The sequence below is a fragment of the Actinoplanes sp. NPDC024001 genome (genome assembly GCF_040638955.1).
GTDB lineage: Bacteria > Actinomycetota > Actinomycetes > Mycobacteriales > Micromonosporaceae > Actinoplanes.
Genome location: NZ_JBEZZB010000006.1, coordinates 44,795 through 64,022, shown reverse-complemented (window position 1 = coordinate 64,022; position 19,228 = coordinate 44,795). Strand labels below are relative to the sequence as shown.

At 72.3% G+C, this 19,228-nt stretch carries 7 protein-coding genes; 3 read left to right on the top strand and 4 right to left on the bottom strand.

Annotated elements, in window-relative coordinates; translation table 11 throughout:
* The first annotated feature begins 29 nt into the window (after positions 1 to 29).
* Positions 30 to 2,072 (top strand): alkaline phosphatase family protein, encoded by a 2,043-nt coding sequence (locus AB0F81_RS04440; protein WP_360190792.1) that lies wholly within the window; start codon positions 30 to 32, stop codon positions 2,070 to 2,072.
* Here the strand turns inward: AB0F81_RS04440 and AB0F81_RS04435 are convergent.
* From AB0F81_RS04435 to AB0F81_RS04425, 3 genes are all read right to left on the bottom strand, one after another.
* Positions 2,069 to 8,065 (bottom strand): hypothetical protein, encoded by a 5,997-nt coding sequence (locus tag AB0F81_RS04435; RefSeq protein ID WP_360190790.1) that lies wholly within the window; start codon positions 8,063 to 8,065, stop codon positions 2,069 to 2,071. The two genes, AB0F81_RS04440 and AB0F81_RS04435, sit on opposite strands and share 4 nt — an antisense overlap.
* A 137-nt stretch (positions 8,066 to 8,202) precedes the next feature.
* Positions 8,203 to 9,249, bottom strand: coding sequence for a hypothetical protein (locus tag AB0F81_RS04430; RefSeq protein ID WP_360190788.1), 1,047 nt, complete (start codon positions 9,247 to 9,249; stop codon positions 8,203 to 8,205).
* A 236-nt stretch (positions 9,250 to 9,485) separates the two neighbouring features.
* Positions 9,486 to 9,950 carry a nitroreductase/quinone reductase family protein gene (locus AB0F81_RS04425; protein WP_360190785.1) on the bottom strand — a complete coding sequence of 155 codons (465 nt, stop codon included), beginning with the start codon at positions 9,948 to 9,950 and terminating at the stop codon, positions 9,486 to 9,488.
* Between the two features lie 233 nt (positions 9,951 to 10,183).
* Between AB0F81_RS04425 and AB0F81_RS04420 the strand changes: the two genes are divergently transcribed.
* The gene (locus AB0F81_RS04420) at positions 10,184 to 10,651 is read left to right on the top strand and encodes a MarR family transcriptional regulator (protein ID WP_360190782.1); all 468 of its coding nucleotides are present in this window, start codon (positions 10,184 to 10,186) and stop codon (positions 10,649 to 10,651) included.
* Positions 10,652 to 11,042: 391 nt separating this feature from the next.
* On the top strand, positions 11,043 to 14,951 hold the full coding sequence (locus AB0F81_RS04415) for a hypothetical protein (protein ID WP_360190779.1): 3,909 nt from the start codon (positions 11,043 to 11,045) through the stop codon (positions 14,949 to 14,951).
* Positions 14,952 to 15,047: 96 nt separating this feature from the next.
* Here the strand turns inward: AB0F81_RS04415 and AB0F81_RS04410 are convergent, their stop codons facing one another.
* Positions 15,048 to 19,037 carry a bifunctional nitrate reductase/sulfite reductase flavoprotein subunit alpha gene (locus tag AB0F81_RS04410; protein WP_360190777.1) on the bottom strand — a complete coding sequence of 1,330 codons (3,990 nt, stop codon included), beginning with the start codon at positions 19,035 to 19,037 and terminating at the stop codon, positions 15,048 to 15,050.
* Between the last annotated feature and the right edge of the window lie 191 nt (positions 19,038 to 19,228).

Here is a 19,228-nt window from a genome sequence, read left to right as displayed (position 1 = left end):
AGCCGGGCGCACCCGCCTAGCGTCAGGACGTGATCGGACGGGCGGCGGTGCTGACCCACCGCGACACCCGCGACGCGGTGCTCGGCCTGCTTCCCACGGCGGCCGCGCTGACCGTGGCGTCCTGGCTGCTCGCCGGCCTGGACCTGGGGCCGTGGTGGGTGGGGTTCGCGGTCGCCGTCGTGGTGGCGGTGGCGGATGGGCTGACCCGGCCGGTGCTGCGGCTGCTGGCCCGCTGGTGCGGCGCGGTCGCCGCGATGATCCTCGGCGTGGCCACCCAGGTCCTGATCGTCGGCATCGCGCTGACCCACGCCCCGCAGGTCCGGGTCGACGGGTGGACCACCGTGCTGGCCACGTTCGGCGTGGTCGGGGTCGTCTCGGTCGTGGTGACCTGGATGCTCGGCGTCAACGACAGTTCCTACCTGGTCGCCGACCTGCTGCGCCGGGCCCGCCGGCAGGCCACCGCGCCGGCGCCGGGCACCCCGGCCGGGCTGGTCGTGGTGCAGGTCGACGGGCTGCCCTATCCGCTGCTGCGGCACGGCATCACGAGCGGCATCCTGCCGACGCTGTCCCGCTGGGTGCGCTCCGGCAGCCACGACGCCGTCGCGTGGTGGGCGCGGGTGCCGTCGACCACCCCGGCCAGCCAGGCCGGGCTGCTGCACGGCACCAGCGACGGCATCCCGGCGTTCCGCTGGTACGAGCGCTCCCTCGGCCGTCTCGTGGTCGCCAACCGCCCCGCCGACGCCGAGCTCATCGAGAAGCGGGCCTCCGACGGGCACGGCCTGCTCGCCGGTGGTGGGGTCAGCATCTCCAACATGTTCAGCGGCGACGCGGCCACCGCGCTGATGGTGATGAGCCGGGCCGGCCGGCGCGGCGGCCTCGGACCGGGCGGTGACTACCTGCGGTTCTTCGCCCGGCCGTTCATCCTGGTGCGGTCCCTGGTGCTGACCGTCGGCGAGATCGTGAAGGAGATCTACCAGGGCCGGCAGCAGCGGATGCGCGGCATCGAGCCGCGGATCCACCGGCACGGTTCCTATCCGCTGCTGCGCGGGCTGACCAACGTGCTGCTGCGCGACCTCAACGTGGCACTGGTCGCCGAGCACATGATGCGCGGCGCGCCGGTGATCTTCGTGGACTTCGTGGACTACGACGAGATCGCCCACCACGCCGGGGTGGCGCGGCCCGAGTCGATGGACGCGCTCGCGGGCGTCGACCGGGTGCTCGGCACCCTCGAGCAGCTCGCGGCGGCGGCGCCCCGGGCGTACCGGTTCGTCGTCCTCTCCGACCACGGGCAGAGTCAGGGGCCGACGTTCCGGCAGCTCTCCGGGCGGACGCTGGAGGACGCCGTACGCGCTCATCTGAAAATGCCGGCGCCGGCGACGCTCACCGCGACCGACGACGTGGAGGGCTGGGGCCCGGTGAACGCCCTGCTCGCCGACCTGCTGGGGACCGGCGGCCCGGTCGGGCGCTGGGCCCGGCGGCGCTCCACCGGGCCGCGCGGCGGCATGCTGGTCGGCCCGCCGGACGCCGCGCAGAGCGGCAGCGGCAAGGACCTCGTGGTGGTCGGCTCCGGCAACCTCGGCCTGATCTGGTTCCCCCGGCTGCCCGAGCCGGTCACCCTGGAGGACCTGCAGGAGCACTTCCCCGGCCTGGTTCCCGGCCTGCTCAGCGAGCCGGGCATCGCCTTCCTGGTGGCCGGCAGCGCCCGCGGGCCGCTCGCGATCGGCCCGCGCGGCATCCATCTGCTGGCCGAGGGCACGGTGCAGGGTGAGGACCCGCTCGCGCCCTTCGGGCGGCGGGCGGCCGGCGATCTGCTGCGGGTGGCGGGCATGGAGAACACCCCCGACCTGTACGTGCACTCCACGCTCGACCCGAACACCGACGAGGTGCACGCGTTCGAGGAGCTCGTCGGCTGCCACGGCGGGCTGGGCGGCGGGCAGAACCAGCCGATCCTGGTGCACCCGCACGACTGGCCGGTCGACGCCGACCTGCTCGACGACGGTGAGCTCTACGGCGCGGAGGCGGTGCACCGTCAGCTCGTCCGCTGGCTGGAACGGGCCGGGCTGCGCGGCTAGGACCGGTGGCGCAGGTGCCGGGTCAGCAGCAGCATCGCGACCCCGCCGATGATCAGGGCGAACCCGGCGAGCAGCACCGCCACCGAGGAACCGCCGGTGACCGGGACCTTCCCGGGGGCCGCGGCCGGCGCCGACGGTCCGGGTTCCGGTTCGGCCGGGACCACCACGGTCGACGGCGCGTTCGCCTCGGCACCGGGCCGGCCGGACGCCGTCGGGTCGCCCGTCACCCGCGCCTGATAGGTGTGCCGGCCCCGGGCGATGTCCTCGGCGCTCAGGTGATAGCTCCCGGACACGCAGGTCATCGACCTGCCCGGGGCCAGTTCGGTGGCCGGGCAGGTGACCGCGGCGGGCAGGCCGGCGACCTTGACGTTCACCAGCGTGACGTTGCCGGTGTTGGTGACCACCACGGTCGAGACGACCTCGTCGCGGATGCTGAGCTTCCCGTCGCCGTCGGTGTCGGACCAGGCCGCCTTCTGCGCGGCGGCCAGCTTCGGGCGGGGCACGGCGACCGGCACGGAGGCCCGCGCCGGCGTGGACGAGACGGCCCGGCTGTCGCCGGACCAGACGCCGCGGGCGGTCGCCCTGGCCACGATCGCGCGGCCCGCGTCCGTCTCGGCCTGACTGACCCGGTACGGACGGTCAGCGGTGCAGTCCGTCCGGGCGCCCACCGCGAGCCGGGTGTCGAGGCAGGTGACCGAGCCGGCGCGCGGGTCGTCCACGGTGACGTCGCGGACGGTGACGTTGCCGGTGTTGGTGACCGTGTAGCGGTACCGGATGGCGCCACCGGCCTGGACCGCGCTCGGCTCGGCGGCGATCGAGACACCGGCCGACATGGTCAGGGTCAGGCTCGGGCGACCCGCCACCACGCCGAGCGCCGACCAGAACGGGCCGAACGTCTGCCGACCACCGGCGCCGGGAAGGGTGCCGGTGAGCGAGACCTCCTCGGTGATCGGGCGGCCGGCGTCCACGTCGGCCTGGGTCACCGTGTACGGCTCCCCGGTGCAGGTCATGCTCTCCCGTACGGCCAGGGCGGCGACCGGGCAGCGGACCGCGCCGGCCCGGCTCGCGGTGACCGCGATGCCGGCCATCGCCTGGTTGCCGGCGTTCGCCACCTCGATCCGGTAGCCGACGCTGTCTCCGGCCTCGGCGGCGTTCTGGTTCGCCGCGGGCGTCACCACCGGCGTGATCTGTGCCCGCAGCGCCGGTTCCCGGACCAGCACGTTCACCCCGGCGGCCACCGGCGTGTAGGTCACGTCCTGCCCGCCGGGCGTGCGCGCGCTCATCGACACCTCGTTGGCGATCTCCCCGCCGGCGTCGACGTCCGCCGCGGTCACCGTGTGGGTGCCGGCCGAGCGGCAGGTGTGGGTGGCGCCGGGGGCGAGCACAGTGCCCGGGCAGTCGGCCCGGCCGAACCGGGTGTCGGTCACCTCGATCTGCCGCATCGTGACCGAGCCGGCGTTGGTCACCACGTAGTCGTAGTCGATCCGGTCGCCCACGTCGACGGCGGTCCGGTGGCCGGCCGGGCTGACCCGGGCCGTGGCGGTGAGGGTCAGGTCCGGCATGCCGGGCATCAGCGGGAGGCTCAGCGCCGCGGTCGCGTACTCGGCCGGTGCCGTCTGCGCCGGGCTGCGGCCGCGTACCCGTGCCGCCGCGACGATCGACCCGCCCTGGTCGACGTCGTCCTGCTTCACCGTGTACGTGGTGGCGTCGCAGATCATCTGGGCGTTCACCGCCAGCACGGTGCCCGGGCAGGTGGCCGGGCCGGCCAGTGTGTCCGCGACGCTGATGTCGCGCATGGTCACGTTGCCGGTGTTGCGGATCCGGTACCCGGTGTCGATCCGGTCGCCGACCGCGACGCCGGCCGAGTGCTCCGGCGGCGTGACCGCCGAGGTCGCGGTGATGCTCAGGGCGGGCTGGGCGGTCGCCACCGCCACCGAGGCCACGCCCTCCGCGGTCGCCACCGCGCTGCCCGGGGCGACGCCCTGCCCGGTGACGATGGCGTGGTTCTCCAGCGGGTCGCCGCCGTCGACGTCCGTCTGCGTGACCCGGTACGCCTGGGCCACCGTGGACTGGCAGGTGACCGTGGCGCCGACCGCGATGCTGGCCGGGCAGTCGTTGCCGGTGTGCTTCGTGTCGGCCACCGCCAGGTTCCCGATCGTGACGTTGCCGGTGTTGGTCAGCGTGTACCGGTAGGTGATCGCCTGATCGACCCCGACCGGCCCGCTGACCAGCGAATCCAGCAGGACGCTCAGCTGCGGTGCGGGCGGCGCGACCGTCACGCTGGTGTGGAACGGCCCGAAACTCTGGGCGGTCGGGGAACCGGACTGCTTGGCGGTGATGGAGACGGCGTCGGTGATCGGCAGGCCGGCGTTCAGGTCGCCCTGCGTCACCGTGTAGCCGGCGCCGCCCTGCGTCGAGCAGGTCATCGAGACGCCGATCGCCAGCGTCTGCGCCGGGCAGCTCACCGGGCCGGTCCGCGTGTCGGACAGGGCGATGTCCACCATGTCGACGTTGCCGTTGTTGGTGACGCGGTAGTCGTACTCGATCGTGTCGGAGACGGCGGCGGCGTACCGGTGGCTCGCCGGCGAGACCCTCGGGGTGACCACGGCGGCCAGCGAGGCGGCGGCCACCACCACCGGCACGCTCGACGTGACCCGGGCGTACTCGACGGGGCCGCTGTTCATCGAGCTCATCGCGCTGACCGTGACCGTGTTGCCGATCGGCGCGCCGGCGGTGATGTCGCCGGACACGACGGTGTAGCTGCCGCCCGGACAGTCCGTGGACGCGTTCGGCGCCAGGGTGGTGCTCGGGCAGGCGCCGGCGGTGGCCCTCGTACCGGTGGCGCTGACCTGGCTCAACGGCAGGTTCCCGGTGTTGGTCACCCGGTAGACGTAACTGATCGTGGTGCCGGCCGCGGCGCCGACGAGCGAACCGCTGCTCAGCGCCGGGATCACCGAGACCGACACGCCGGGCGCGGCCGGCATCGCGGTGACCGAGACGGACGCGGCGTCATTGCCCGGGTTCGGGTCGGTGCTGTCCGAGGCGATCACCCGGGTCCAGTCGACGAGCGTGCCGCTGTCCTGGGCGATCCCGTCGATGGTCAGGGTCCGGTCGTTGCCGGCGACCGTCAGCTGCGGGATCCGCCAGGTCAGCGCGGCGGGATCGTAGGTTCCGGTGGCGGTCGCGCCGGCGACCAGGAGCAGGCCGGTCTGCGGCTCCTCCCGCAGCATCACCCCGGTGGCGTCGGACGGCCCCAGGTTGCGGACGGTGATCGCGAACTGGACGGCGCCGCTCTGCACCAGCGGCGGGCCGGGCACCACCGACTTGGTCACCCGCAGGTCGGAGCGGCGTTCCACGGTTCGGGTGGTGACCGTCGTGTTGTTCGAGCCGTCCGGGTCCGGTGATGAGGCCGAGACCGTCGCGGTCCGGGTGTACACGGTGTTCGAGTAGCCCGGGGAGAGCAGCACCCCGTCGAGGACGATCTCCCAGTCCGCGTTCGCGGCCAGGGTGGCCAGGTTGCAGACGTAGGTGCCGCCGTCCGGGGTCGTACCGTCCAGGGCGCGAACGCCCTGGAAGTCGCAGGTCCCGGCACTCGGGCCGGCCACCGGCACCGGCCGGCCGGCCGGGACGGCCTGCCGGAAGACCACACCCTCGGCCCGCGTCGGGCCGTCGTTGGTCACGGTCACCACACCGCGTACGTCCTCGCCGGCGACCAGTGGATTCGCCGGGGTGGTGGCATTGCTCAGGACCTGGGAGACGCGCAGGTCGGCGGAGAGTTCGATGGTGAAGCTGACGACCGAGGTCTCCTGGCCCGGGTGTGGGTCGTTGGTGGACGAGATGATCGTGGTGCTGGCCTGCTGGACGCCGGCCGCCGCGGTCGGGCCGACCACCGCCTTGCCGGTGATCGGGATGACCGCCCCGGCGCGCAGCTCCTGGATCGTGCACGCGGTCGGGGTGCAGATCGGGCTCGGCTCCCGGACGATCGTGAAACCGGGCGGGACCACGGTGTTGAACGAGACGTTCTTCGCGGCGGACGGGCCCTGGTTGCGGACGACCAGGGTGAACGGCACCTCGTCGCCGGGTTCCGCGGTGCTCTGCCCGAGCGTCAGCTGAACCCGCAGGTCGGCCTGCTGACTGCTGGGCGCCTTCACCGCGGCGTTGTTGTCGGCGACCTGCGGGTCCGGGGTGGACGAGCTCACCGAGACGGCGTTGTGGACCGACTCGCTCTCGTCGTCGTTGAGCTGCACCAGGATGTCCACCGACGTGTCCGCCCCGGGATTCAGGCTCGCCCAGGAGCACGTGAGGGTCCGCAGGGGCAGCCCGGCGTAGGTGCAGGCGCCACCGTTCGCGGGTGCGGCGCTGAGGAACGTGGAGCCGGTGGTGATCGGATCGGTGAGGGTGACGCCCAGGGCGGTGGACGGGCCGTTGTTGCGGACCGTGGCCCGGTAGGTGACCGTGTCGCCGGAGACCGGCTGCGCCGGCGAATAGGTCATCGCCACCTCGAGGTCGGCCGAGGTGGTCACCGTGTCGCTCACCGAGGTGGCGTTGTCGGACTGGCTGATCTCGAACGTGCTGCTCGACGCCGACGCCGTCAGGGTGGCCTGGGCGCCGGGGGTGGCCTGCGGCAACACCGAACCGGAGACCCGCACCGTGGCGGTGGCGCCGAGCGGCAGCGACCCGAGGGCGCAGCTGACGACCGAGGCGTTCACCGCGCAGGTGCCCTGCGAGGCGCTCGCCGCGATGCCGAGGATCCCGGGCGGGACCACCACGCCGGCCTGCACCGCGTTCGCCGTGTTCGGCCCGTTGTTGACGACCGTGATGTCGGTGGTGGCGGTCTGCCCGGCGACCACACCCGGCGCGACGACCACGGCGGAGATCGCCAGGTTCGCGGCGGCGGCGACGACGGTCGTGGCGGTGCTGGACGTCGAGGTGGGTGAGGTGTTGCTGAGGTCGTCGCGGTACGTCACCGCGGCCTCGTTGGTGATCGTGGTGGTGGCGGCGGACGGGCTCACCCGTACCTGATAGGAGAAGGACCGGCTCTCGCCCACCGGGACCGTGCCGCCGGCGCCGGCGCCGGCGCCGGCGCCCGTGCCGGTCCGGACCCGGACCGTGCGCGTGGCCGCGTCATACTCGCCGGTGTCGCTGTCCGCGCCGTCGGAGACGGCCGTGCTGCTCGATCCGCTGATCGACCGGATCGAGCCCGGCACGAACGTCACGTTCGCCGGCAGATCATCGGTCAGGACGACGTTCTTCGCCGGGTTGCCGCCCCTGTTGCGAGTGTTGACCGTGTACGTCAGCACGTCCCCGACGTTGGCCGTGCCGCCGCCGGACGCGCTGGTCACCGTCGTCGTGCTCTCCAGGCAGGAGGCGGTGCCGAACGAGATGCCGTCGAGAAAGTTGCCGTGGGTCGGCTTGCCCTGCGCGGTCGAGATCGAGTCGAAGGCGAACCGGGTGGTGGTCTGCCCGGCCGGCACCGTGTAGGTGCCCGACCAGTTCCCCCAGCTCGCCGCGCCGTCCACGACCAGGGAGTTGTAGTTCGGGGCGAACGGCAGGTTGGCCGACGCGGGCGGCGGGCCGATCTTGACGGCCATGGTGTCGGTGCCGAGCCGGCCGCGGTGCTTGAGCTCCCAGCGCAACGTGGTGTTCGGCGTGGTGGGCAGGTCCTGGTAGAGCTGCGAGACGTAGTTCGCGTTCAGCTCGACGAACTGGCTGCCGGCGCCGGCGTTGAAGCCCTGACGGACCTCGCGCCACAGTTCGAAGACGTTGTCCTGGGCGGTGGTCAGCCAGCCGGGCATCACGCCCTCGTCGATCAGCGACATGGAGGCGGCGGCGATGACCGGGGCCTCGAAGTCGCCGTTGGCGAGCGTCACCGGGGCGCCGCAGAGGGTCTGGGCAGCGCGGGCCGGGCGTTTCGTGCCGGGAAGTGATTCGGGGAGCGTCAGGCAGAAGGTCGCCAGAATGAGGATCACGCCGAGGCGTGCGAAGCTCCGCATAACTATCAGGCACCCGATCCCGTTGCCGCCACATCGTGTACCGGTAAGTTATGTGCCAGAAGTGAGCTTTACCTAGGTTTTCGGAAGAAACCGGGCAGGACCGGCGGTTTACGCCGGCCCTGCCTCGTGCGGGCGCGTCAGGCGTCCTCGAGCTTGCGGACCGCCTTCTTGGCGATCTTCTTCAGCTCGCTGGTGCTCGGTGCCGGCATACCCACCAGGGCGACGGTGGCGTAGACGTCGTCGTGCACGATCGCGACCAGCTTGCCCTGCACGGTGATCTCGAAGCCGCCCTCCTTCATGGTGACCTCCATCGCGACGGCGACGGACCCGTCACCGAGCTCGGGCATCTTCGGCAGAGCGGACATCTCGATGCGGATGTCGTCGTTCTCCAGGGTCGGGCAGCGCTCCAGGACGTCGGCGGTCTGGTGGATCAGCTGGCGGGCGTGCTTACGGCCGGCGTCGTAAAGGGTTTCCAGGAGGACCGGGCCTTCGGTGCCCTTGATGAAGGAGACGGCCTCCATCTCGGGGTCGGCAGGGGCGGCCATGACCTTGACCGGCGGGGTGCTCTTGTCGCCCTTCGCCGGCCGGTCGCCCTTGTCGGCGCTTACCGGCCGGTCGACCTTGTCGGCCCCGTCGCCCTTATCGGCCCCGTCGCCCTTATCGGCCTTGATGTCCTTGGCGCTCCCGTCGCCCTTGCTGCCTTTGCTGTCTTTTTCATCCTTGAAAGGCCACTCGATCCTGATGGGCCACTCGCCGGCGCTGGGCCACTCGATCTTGATCGGGCGTTCTCCCTTGATCGGCTTGCCCGGCTTGCCGGGCTTCGTGGGACGTCCTGGCCGATCCGGCCGCCACGGCACGAGATCGTCATCGGGCGGAACCACCTCATCCGCGTTGACCGCGTCCGGCCTCGCACACGGGTCCGCGACCGGCTGCCCCGGCTCAAGCATCCCGGCAAGCGTCTCCGCCGGATCGAAGTCCAGAAGCGCGTAACCCTTCGGCAGATCACCCACGGTGAGCAGCGCGTCCTCAAGCGCCGCCGGACCGGCGGGAAGCGCCGCCGAAGCCGGGCGCGCAAGCCCGGAAACATCCGCGACCGCCATCGGCAGTCCCACCCCGACAGAAAGGCCGAGAGTCAGCGGAAAACCAGCGGCAAGCCGGACAACCTTGCTTTTCAGAATCCCCATCGCCTCACCATAGGGCGGTTCCAGCGCCGATTCCGGCGATCAGCCATATGGCCGCTGGCCTGCACTTATAGCTGCAATAGAATGCATTTGCGCGCTGCGAGCAGGCGGCGGGGAATTGATATCCGGCTGGTTACTCTACCGTCGCTGACCACTGCCGGACCGGTTTTTCACCACGCCACCTGACTAGCGACAGCGAGCGCCCTGGCCGACCTCTGACGCCGAGCCGGTCGGGGCTTCTACCGGAGGCCGATAGCGGACGGGCGGACCTCAAAGACGGCGACCTGGTCGGCAGCGGCGGCAAACTCGTCCGGGTCACCGTTGGTGACCAGGCCGAGCTTGACGAAGAACGGAACCCCACTGGGCACCTCAGCCGGGAACGCTCGCATCACCGCGCGCCGCTCGCCGTGGTCCTCCACCTCGATCAGGTCAACCTGGGTCCTGGTGCGGCCCGCCGCGAGTTCGCCTCGGCGGGCCGCACGGACGTTGCGCGCCCAGTCCCCCTCCGGCAGCCCCGCCACGACGTAGCGGCGACCCGCCACGCTCAACGGCGAGACAGGCGTCGAGCGAGCCACCCCCGAACGCCGGCCGGGAACGGTGAGTACATGAATCGTGCCCAGCCGCAGGCCAAGGCGATTCAGCACGCGAACGACGCGGTTGGCGAACGGCAGCCAGCGAGGCAGTTGCAGAGTGACCCCAGCCATCAGAAATCCTTTCGACGATCGAAGCTTTCCCCTACGGTATATTCCTTCGAGTGTCGAAGCAATCGAAGCCGACCACCCCTGCCGCGGCCACCACCACACCGACCGGCCCGACCGCAGAGACGCTGCCGGCTGGCGCACGGACCGCAGAGACGCTGCCGGCTGGCGCACGGACCGCAGAGACGCTGCCGGCTGGCGCACGGACCGCGGGGACACAACCGGCCGAGAGTAGGACTGTGGAGACGCAGCCGGACGGGGTTCGGAGTGCGGCGGCGAACGCGGCGGCCGAGTTCGGTGCCGCGGCCGATGAGGTCGACGACGCTGCGGCTACACGGCTCAGGGTCAACCGCACGGATCTGCGCATCCTCGCGCTGGTCGGCGCGGCAGGCGCGATGACCGCGGGAGCGCTGGCCGCCGCGGCTCGGCTCAGCCCGGCGGCAACGACCGCCGCTATCCAACGGCTGGTCGCCGCCGGTCACCTACGCCGTGATGTCGACCCCGACGATCGGCGCCGAGCCGTGGTCACGGTCACCACCTCCACCGAGGAGACGCTCGATCGCGTCTACGGCCCGATCGGCGAAGCCGGCCGCCAGCTCCTCGACCGTTACTCCCCCGCCGAACTGACCCTGATCACCGACTTCCTCCAGGTCGGCCGCCGCATGCAACTCCAACAGGCCGAACGGATCCGCACCATGCCGGCATAGCGCGACATCATCCGCGCACCGACCGGCGACCCGGAGTCAGGCACGCAGCCAACAATGGCCGGCTGGCTCTGACGCACCTCATGGCGTCCCGATTCGGTAGGTGAAAGCCAGCCGTGCCCGCCCGGCTGGCACTCACACACCTCACCGGCGCTTCATTACGGCCATGCAAGCCAGCCGACGCACCGCTGGCCTCCGATTCAGTGCATAGGAGCCAGCCGAGCGCGGGAACGCGGACTTGTAGGCCGTTCGGCCATGTCTCATCGCAGGCCGCCGCGCTACCGCGAGGGCTGGATGAGCGCCGTGAGCAGGCTGGCATCCACTGGCTTGCGTTCGTGCTGGAAACTGTGACGCACAGCCCCTCCCGGGCGCCCCCTGGACCGATGGAACCGCCGTGAACAGCGCACCGTTGCTCTATCCGTGCCCCTACTGTGGTGCGACCGCGTCGGCCGGCTCCGGCTGTCCGTCGTGCGGGCGTGCCCCGGATCCCGACGCGATCGAAGTGATCCGGCTCGACACGGAGATCGCCGGGCTCCATGCGCGTATTCAGGCGACCCGCGCCGAACTCGACGGGATCCAGCGGCAGCTCGCCGACGTGACGACCCGGCGCAACGCGGCCGCCTTGCGGGTGACGGGCGCCGTGCAGGCAACGATGACGCAAGCGAGCCAGCCGGGTGCAACGCAGCCGGGCGCGATGCCGGCGGGGGCGATGCCGCCGGGCATGATGCCGGCGGGTGTGATGCAGCCGGGCGCGATGCAGCCGGGCGCGATGCCGCCGGGCGCGATGCCGCCGGGCATGATGCCGGCAGGTGCGATGCAGGCGGGTGGGCCGGCGGCAGGGCCGGCGGAGTCGCGGCTGACGACGCTCACCGTGCAGAACGTCCTGTTCGCCCTCGGCGGCCTGCTCATGGTCGTCGCGGCGGCGGTGTTCACGGCGGTGGCCTGGGCGCAGGTCGGCGTGACCGGGCGCGCGCTGCTGCTCGGCGCGGCCACGGCTGCGGTCCTCGCGGTGCCGCCGTTCGCGGCGCGGCGCGGCCTGACGGCCGCCGCGGAGACCCTCGCGGCCGTCGGCCTGCTCATGATTCTTCTTGACGGGTACGCGGCCTGGGCAGTCAACTTCCTCGGCGTCGCCGATCTTCCACCGGAGACGTACGCGGCGGGCGTCTGCGGGGTGACGGCGGCAACGGCATTCGGGTACGGGCGGCTGGTCGGCCTCACCGGCACGCAAGGGTCGGCGCTGGTGATCGCGCAGCCGGTGCTGCCGCTGGCGGTGGCCACCCTGGAACCGGACCTGGTCGGATGGTCCGTCACCCTCACCGGGGTGGCGGCACTGAACGTGGCGGTGCTCCGCCTGCGGCGGGCCCGCTTCCGGGCGGACGGGCTGGGCCTGGTCGCGTACGTCTGTGGCGGGATCGCGGCCGGCCTGGCCGCGCTGCTGTCGGTCCCGGACCTGATCCTCGCGGACAGCGCGGCCGAGGCCGCGGTCGTGGGCGGCGCGCTGGTGCTGGTCAACCTGGTCACGGCCGGCGCGGCGCTGATGAGCGGCAACCGGCCGGCGCAGGGCGTCACCGGCGGCCTGCTCACGGCCGCGATCGGCGTCGCGGTGGGCGGGTGGGCGCTGCGGCTGCAGCCGGGTACGGACACCCTGCGCCTCTCGCTCGTAGCACTGGTGCTGGCGGTGCTGGTGGCCGTGGTGCGACCGCGGCTGCCGGAGAGCCGGGGTCCGTGGGTGGGTGCGCTGGCCGTGGCAGCCGTCCCGGCGGTCGCCGTCGCCGGATGGACTGTCGTCGCCGCCGGCCACAGTGTCGAGGCGGCTCAGCCCTGGCTCGGCGCCCCGTGGTCGGAAACGGTCACCGGGGTGGGCACAGACCTGCCCGTGGCGGCGGTTGCTGTGCTTTGCGCGTACCTCGTGTTGGTGCCGGGCCGGGCCCGTGCCGACCTGGGCCTGACCGCTGTGGCCCTGGTGGGGGTGTTGGTTCCGGCGGCGTTCCGCCTGCCGTGGTGGTCTGCCGCCGTGCTCGGAGTGCTGGTCGCCGCGGTCGCGTTGGGGCTCGCGGTGATGTCCCGGTCGGGGGCATCGCTCGCGGTCCGGCTGTCGATCTGTGTCGCGGCGGCCGGGCATGCTGTGGTCACCGGGCTCGGCCGGGCCGGTGTGGCGGCCGGGGTCTGTGCCGCGATCGCGCTGATCGGAATCGGCAGCGCGCTGGTCGCGCGGTCGGGGCCGCGACGCGCGGACGCCGGAGCGGGCGCGTTGATCGCCGGGTTGTTCGCGGTGCCGGCGGCGGTGTGGCTGGCGCTGGTGGCCGTGGAGGCGTCGCCGACCGCGCAGGTGCGGGTGATGCTCGGCGTCGTGGTCGTGCTGTGCGGGGCGGTGTGGCTGTTCCCGTGGTATGCCGGCGAGGCGCTCGGGGTGGCGTTGCTGCTCAGCACCGTGAGTCCGCTGTGGGCGTTCGGTGGTGAGGATCCGGTCGCGCTCTACGCGGCGGCGGCGTTGTTGCTGGTGGCGGGCTTGTTGTTCGCGCGGGCGGGGGTCGCCGGGGCGTGCGCGGGGGCGGTTCCGTTGCCCGCGGTGGTGCTGCTCGTGACCACCGGGGCGGACTTGGCGGTGGTGCTCGTCGAGCCCTACCGGGAGTTGGGGGACGTGTGGTCGGGCTCGGTCCCGGCTGCTCCGGTGGTGGCGTGGTCGACGGTGGTTGCCCTGCTGGTCACCGCGCTCGCGGCGGCGGTCGCGGGTCTGCGTGCGTCGGGGGTGCGGGTGGCGGTCTGGGCGGCCGCTCCGCTGCTCGGTGTCGCGGTTCCGTTGGGGCTGGCGGCGGTGGGGGCGGCGTGGCCCAGCGTGCCTATGGCTGGGCTGGTGGTGGGGCTCGCGGGGCTGGTCGCCGTGGCGTGGGCGCCGGCCAGGATGAGAGTGGGCGCGGGCGCGGCGGCGTTGGCGCCGGCCAGGATGAAAGTGGAAGCGGGCGCGGCGGCGCTGAAGCCGGCCAGCATGAGAGTGGAAGCGGGCGCGGCGGCGCTGAAGCCGGCCAGCATGAAAGTGGAAGAGGACGCCGCAGCGCTCAAACCGACCAGCAGGAAAGCGGAAGAGGACGCCGCAGCGCTCAAGCCGGCCGAGGCCGGGCCCGCTGTTCCGGCGACTACTCCGGTCAAGATCGACAGCGGGCTGGTGGCTGAGAAGCCGGATCAGGCCGGGAACGAGACCGGTCACGTCGCCGCGGCCTCAGATGCGGCCACCGAGTCGACAGACCCGGCGGCGTCAGGACTGGCCGCCGCATCGTCGGATCGGACCGCAACCGGGACCGGGCACTTTGACGGTGGGTCCGCACCGGTCTGGGGTGCGCTGAGCGCGGCCTTCTTCGGCGCCCTGGCCGCAGCCGGCCTGGCCGGCTCCACCCCCACTCACGGCGCGACGCTGGCCGCGCTGGGCCTGGTGGTGATCGCTGCCGCGGTGATCGGTGTGAGCGGGCGGGACGGCTCCGTCCGGATCGCCGGCTGGGTGACGGCCACGCTGTCGGTGACTGCGCTCGCGTACACCTCGGCTGACGCCGCCGACCTCCCGCGGAGCAGCACCGCTTTCGCCGTGCTCGCCGCGGCGGCCGTGGCCGCGGGGTTGAACGGCTTGCTGGCCCGGCCGCGCCCCGCCGAGGCCCGCCCGGTGGCTGCCGTCGCCCATGCCACCGCGGTGGTCGCCCTCTTCCTCTCCGACAGCACTGAGCGAGCGGCGGTGATCTGCACCCTCTGGGCGATCGTGCTGGTGGTTCGCGCGCTGCTGCCGGGTGAGGCTCGCCGCAGCCGCCTCGGCCATGCGATCGCCGCCGCGCTGACGTTGCTGCTCGGCTGGTGGCTGTTCCTCGCTTCGATCGACGTCGACGTCCCCGAGGTGTACACCCTTCCGGCGGCCGCTCTGGCGCTCCTGCTCGGCTGGTTCGCCCGCCGGGGCCGGCCGGGGTTGCCGTCGTGGACCGCCTACGGTCCGGCGCTGGCGGCTGCTTTCCTGCCGACGCTCGCCGTGATCGGTGACAGCGCGGCGACCGACCCGGAGTACCAGCGGCGCCTGCTGCTCGGCGCCGGCGCGATCGCTGTGCTGGTGCTCGGCGCGCGGGCCCGGTTGCAGGCGCCGGTGGTGGTCGGCGGCGGGGTTCTGGTGCTGGTCGCGCTGCACGAGGTGATCCAGTTCTGGGATCTGGTGCCGCGCTGGTTGCCGCTCGGCCTGGGCGGGCTGCTGCTGGTCGGTATCGCTACGACGATGGAGCAGCGCCGCCGCGACCTGCTGCGCCTCCGCAACGCCGTCGGCCGCATGAGCTGACGGCGAGAAGCGAACACCGTCAGCCGCATGAGCTGACCGCGAGAAGCGAACACCGTCCCGAAAGTCGGGGTGCGGACGGCACCCCGACTTCACCCGTCAGTAGATGTCGCGGACGTAGCGCTTCTCCGCGGCCAGCTGCTTCACATAGGCAGTAGCCGCCTCCTCGCTCAACCGCCCATGGTTGACCGCGATGTCATGCAGCGCCCGGTCCACGTCCCGCGCCATCCGGCTGGCGTCACCGCAGACGTAGAAGTGCGCGCCGTCCTGCAGCCACGCCCAGAGCGCCGCGCCGTGCTCCCGCATCCGATCCTGGACGTACACCTTGGTGCGCTGGTCCCGGGAGAACGCCACATCCAGCCGGGTCAGGGTTCCCGCTTCCCGCAGCTCCGCCAGCTCGCCGGCGTAGTAGAAGTCAGTCGCCCGGCGCTGTTCGCCGAAGAACAGCCAGTTCGGGCCGGACGCGCCCAGGACCTGCCGCTCCTGGAGGAATCCGAGGAACGGCGCCACCCCGGTCCCCGGCCCCACCATGATCATCGGGGTGGCAGGGTCCGCCGGTGGCCGGAAGTGCGGCGCCTTCTGCACGAAGATCGGCACCTCGGCGCCGGGCTCGGCGTCCGCCAGGTGGGTGGAGCACACGCCCTTGCGCGGCTGCCCCCGATGGTTCTCGAAGCGCACCACCGAGACGGTCAGGCTGACCCGGTCCGGTTCGGTCAGCGACGACGAGCTGATCGAGTAGAGCCGCGGCTGGAGCCGCTTGAGCACACCCACCCATTCCTGCGCGCCGGCTCGCACCGGGTGTTCCGCGATCACGTCGACCGCCTGCCGGCCCCAGGACCACTTCGCCAGCTCACCCTTGTTGTCCGCGCGCAGCAGGGTTTTCAGGTGGCCGGCGCCGCCCCGCTCCGCGACGAACCGCAACAGGTCGTTGGTGATCTTCGTGATGTCCAGGCGCCGGGACAGCGCGTCGCCGAACGTCATCGGCTCGTCGAGTTCGACGATCGTGTCACCGCTCAGCCCGGTCGCCGCGAGCCATTCGGCGACCAGCGCCGGGCAGTTCACCGGCCACACGCCGAGCGCGTCACCGGCCCGGTATTCCAGGCGGCCACCGGTGTCGAAGGTGAACCGGCGTACCTCTTTGGCGGATCCGGGCAGGCTGAGCAGCCGGTTCCCGGTGAGCGTGGCGGTCAGCGGCGCGGACTTGGTGGGCGCCGGTGCGGGCGCGGCGGCGGTCAGGGCGGCCACCACGCTTTCCAGCCAGCCGTGCGCGGTGTCCTCGAAGTCGGGTTCGCAGTCCACGCGCGGCGCGAGCCGGACCGCGCCGAGTTCGGCGAGGCGTTCGTCGAGGCGGCGGCCGTGCCCGCAGAAGTCGTCGTAGCTGGAGTCTCCGAACGCGAGCACCGCATACCGCCGCCCGTCGAGCCGCGGCGCGCTCTCTCCCGCGATCGAGTGCCAGAAGGCGGCGCCGTTGTCCGGCGCGTCGCCGTCGCCGAACGTGCTGGTCACGACCAGCAGGTCGGCGCCGGGGTCGAGCAGTTCCGCGGCGTCGCCGTCCATCCCGAGCATGCTGATCTGCCGGCCGGTGGCCGCCAGCCGGTCGGCGAGGGTGCGCGCGAAATCCTCCGCCGTGCCGGTCTGGGAGGCCCAGAGGATCTGCAGGCGGCCCGCCGCCTGCGGCACTTCACGATCAAAACCGGTCTTCGGTACGGCCAGAGCGCCCGCCAGCAACCCGTTGACCCACATGGCCGTCCCGCGATCGAACGGCGCGTTCTCCGGCAGCACCGGCGCAACCGTGGCTCCCGCCGGCACCCCGGCCAGGAAGCCGGCGAGGTAGTGCCGCTGATCCTCGGTGAGCGCCGGAGGCGTGAGGTCGAGCCCGAGCAGCGCCCCGGCGGAGTGCGTGAAGCTCGGCCCGCCAGCGGAGTGCGTGAGGTCCGGCCCGGATGCCGATCCGAGTTCGACACGCTGCTCGGGGACGCGGGCCAGCGAGACCGCGCACACCTTGAGCTCCGGCTGGAACGAGATCGGGTCGACCGCGTCGCTGGTCACCGCGTTCACGCTGACGTATTCACCGAACAGGTCGTTCCAGTGGATCGGCGCGAAGCAGCTGCCCGGCTGCACCCGGTCGGTGAGCACCGCGGGCAGCACGGCCCGCCCGCGCCGGGAGGCGATCTCGACCTGATCACCGGCGGCGATGCCGTACCAGTCCGCGTCCACCGGGTTGATCTCGACGAACGGCTCGGGATTGAGCCGGTTCAGCTTGGCGATCTTCCCGGTCTTGGTCATGGTGTGCCACTGGTGCTGGAGCCGGCCGGTGTTCAGCACGAACGGGTAGTCGTCGTCCGGCATCTCGGCGGGGTCGGCGTGCGGGCGGGCGTGGAAGACGGCCCGGCCGCTCGGGGTGGCGAACCGGAGGCTGCCGTCGTCCTCGCGGTAGCGGATCGGGTTACGGGCGGGTCCGCCGGGAGCGGCCGGCCACTGGACGGGGCCGTCGCCCAGCCGCTGGTAGGTGACCCCGCGTAGGTCGTACCCGGTCTGGGGGTTGGCGAACTGCTTGATCTCCTCGAGGATCTCCGCGGCGCTGGTGTAGTGGAAGGCCTCGGCGTAGCCCATCTCGGCCGCGACGCGGGCGATGAGCTGCCAGTCGGGCAGCGCCTCGCCCGGCGGCTCGACGACCGGGTGGACCAGCGTCAGGTTCCGCTCCGAGTTGATCATGATGCCGTCGGTCTCCGACCACATCGCCGCGGGCAGGGCGATGTCGGCGTACGCGTTCGTCTCGGTCTCGGCGAACGCGTCCTGGGTGATCACGAGTTCGGCGGCCTCCAGGCCGGCGATCACCGTGCGCCGGTTGCCGACCGACGCCACCGGGTTGGTGCAGATGATCCAGCAGGCCTTGATCCGCCCAGCCGCCATCTGCTCGAACATGTCGATCGTGCCCTTGCCGACCTCGGTGCGCAGGGTCCCGGCCGGCACTCCCCAGATCCGCTCGGTGAACTCCCGGTCGGCCGGGACCAGCACCGAACGCTGCCCCGGCAGCCCCGGCCCCATGTAGCCCATCTCCCGGCCGCCCATCGCGTTCGGCTGGCCGGTGAGCGAGAACGGCCCGCTGCCGTTACGGCAGATCGCCCCGGTCGCCAGGTGCAGGTTGATCAGCGCGTTGGTGTTCCAGGTCCCGTGGGTGCTCTGGTTCAGCCCCATGGTCCACAGGCTCATCCAGTTGCCGGCGGCGCCGATCCACGCGGCCGCGGTCCGGATGTCCTCCTCCGGGATGCCGGTCAGCTCGGCCACCCGCTCCGGCGGGTAGTCGGCGAGGAACTCCGGCATCGCCTCCCAGCCCTCGGTGTACGCGGCGATGAAGTCCTCGTCCGGCGGGAGCAGGTGCAGCAGGCCGTTGAGCAGGGCCAGGTCGGCGCCGGGGCGGATCTGCAGGAACAGGTCGGCCTTCTCGGCGGTGGCGGTGCGCCGCGGGTCCACCACGATCAGCTTCGCGCCGGCCTTGACCCGCTCCATCATCCGCAGGAAGAGGATAGGGTGGCAGTCGGCCATGTTCGAGCCGATCACCAGGAAGACGTCCGCGTTGTCGAAGTCGTCGTACGATCCGGGCGGCCCGTCCGCGCCCAGCGACAGCTTGTATCCGGTGCCCGCGCTGGCCATGCACAGCCGCGAGTTCGACTCGATGTTGTTGGTCCCGATGTAGCCCTTGACCAACTTGTTCGCCAGGTACTGAGCTTCCAGGGTCATCTGACCGGAAACGTACATGGCGAACGCGTCCGGCCCGTGCTCGTCGACGATCGCCCGCAACCGCCGGGCGGTCTGCGTGATCGCCGTGTCGACGCTCTCCCTGCGGGGCCCGGCGCCGCGGTCCTCGCGGATCAGCGCGGCGTCCAGCCGGCCGGGCGCGGCGAGCAGGTCGGCGCTGGTCGCGCCCTTGGTGCAGAGCCGGCCCGCGTTCGCCGGGTGTTCCTTGTCGCCGCTGGCCCGGATGACCCGCATCCGGCCCTCGCTGTCCGCGGCGAGGTCGAGGACCATCCCGCAGCCGACGCCGCAGTACCCGCACACGGTTCGCACCTGGGTGACATCGGCAGCCACTTGCACCTCTTCAACCTGACCCGTCGAATCCGCCGAACTCACGCTAGGAAGTCGCGGTTTCCGGACGGTCAAGCGAAAGTGCGTCCCCCGATTACCCGCACGTCACCTCGCGCCGGGCGGCGTTGTGACTCGGAGGATGTCCGAGAACGATTCCGCCCCACCGGACCGCGGGTCCGATGGGGCGGAAGACG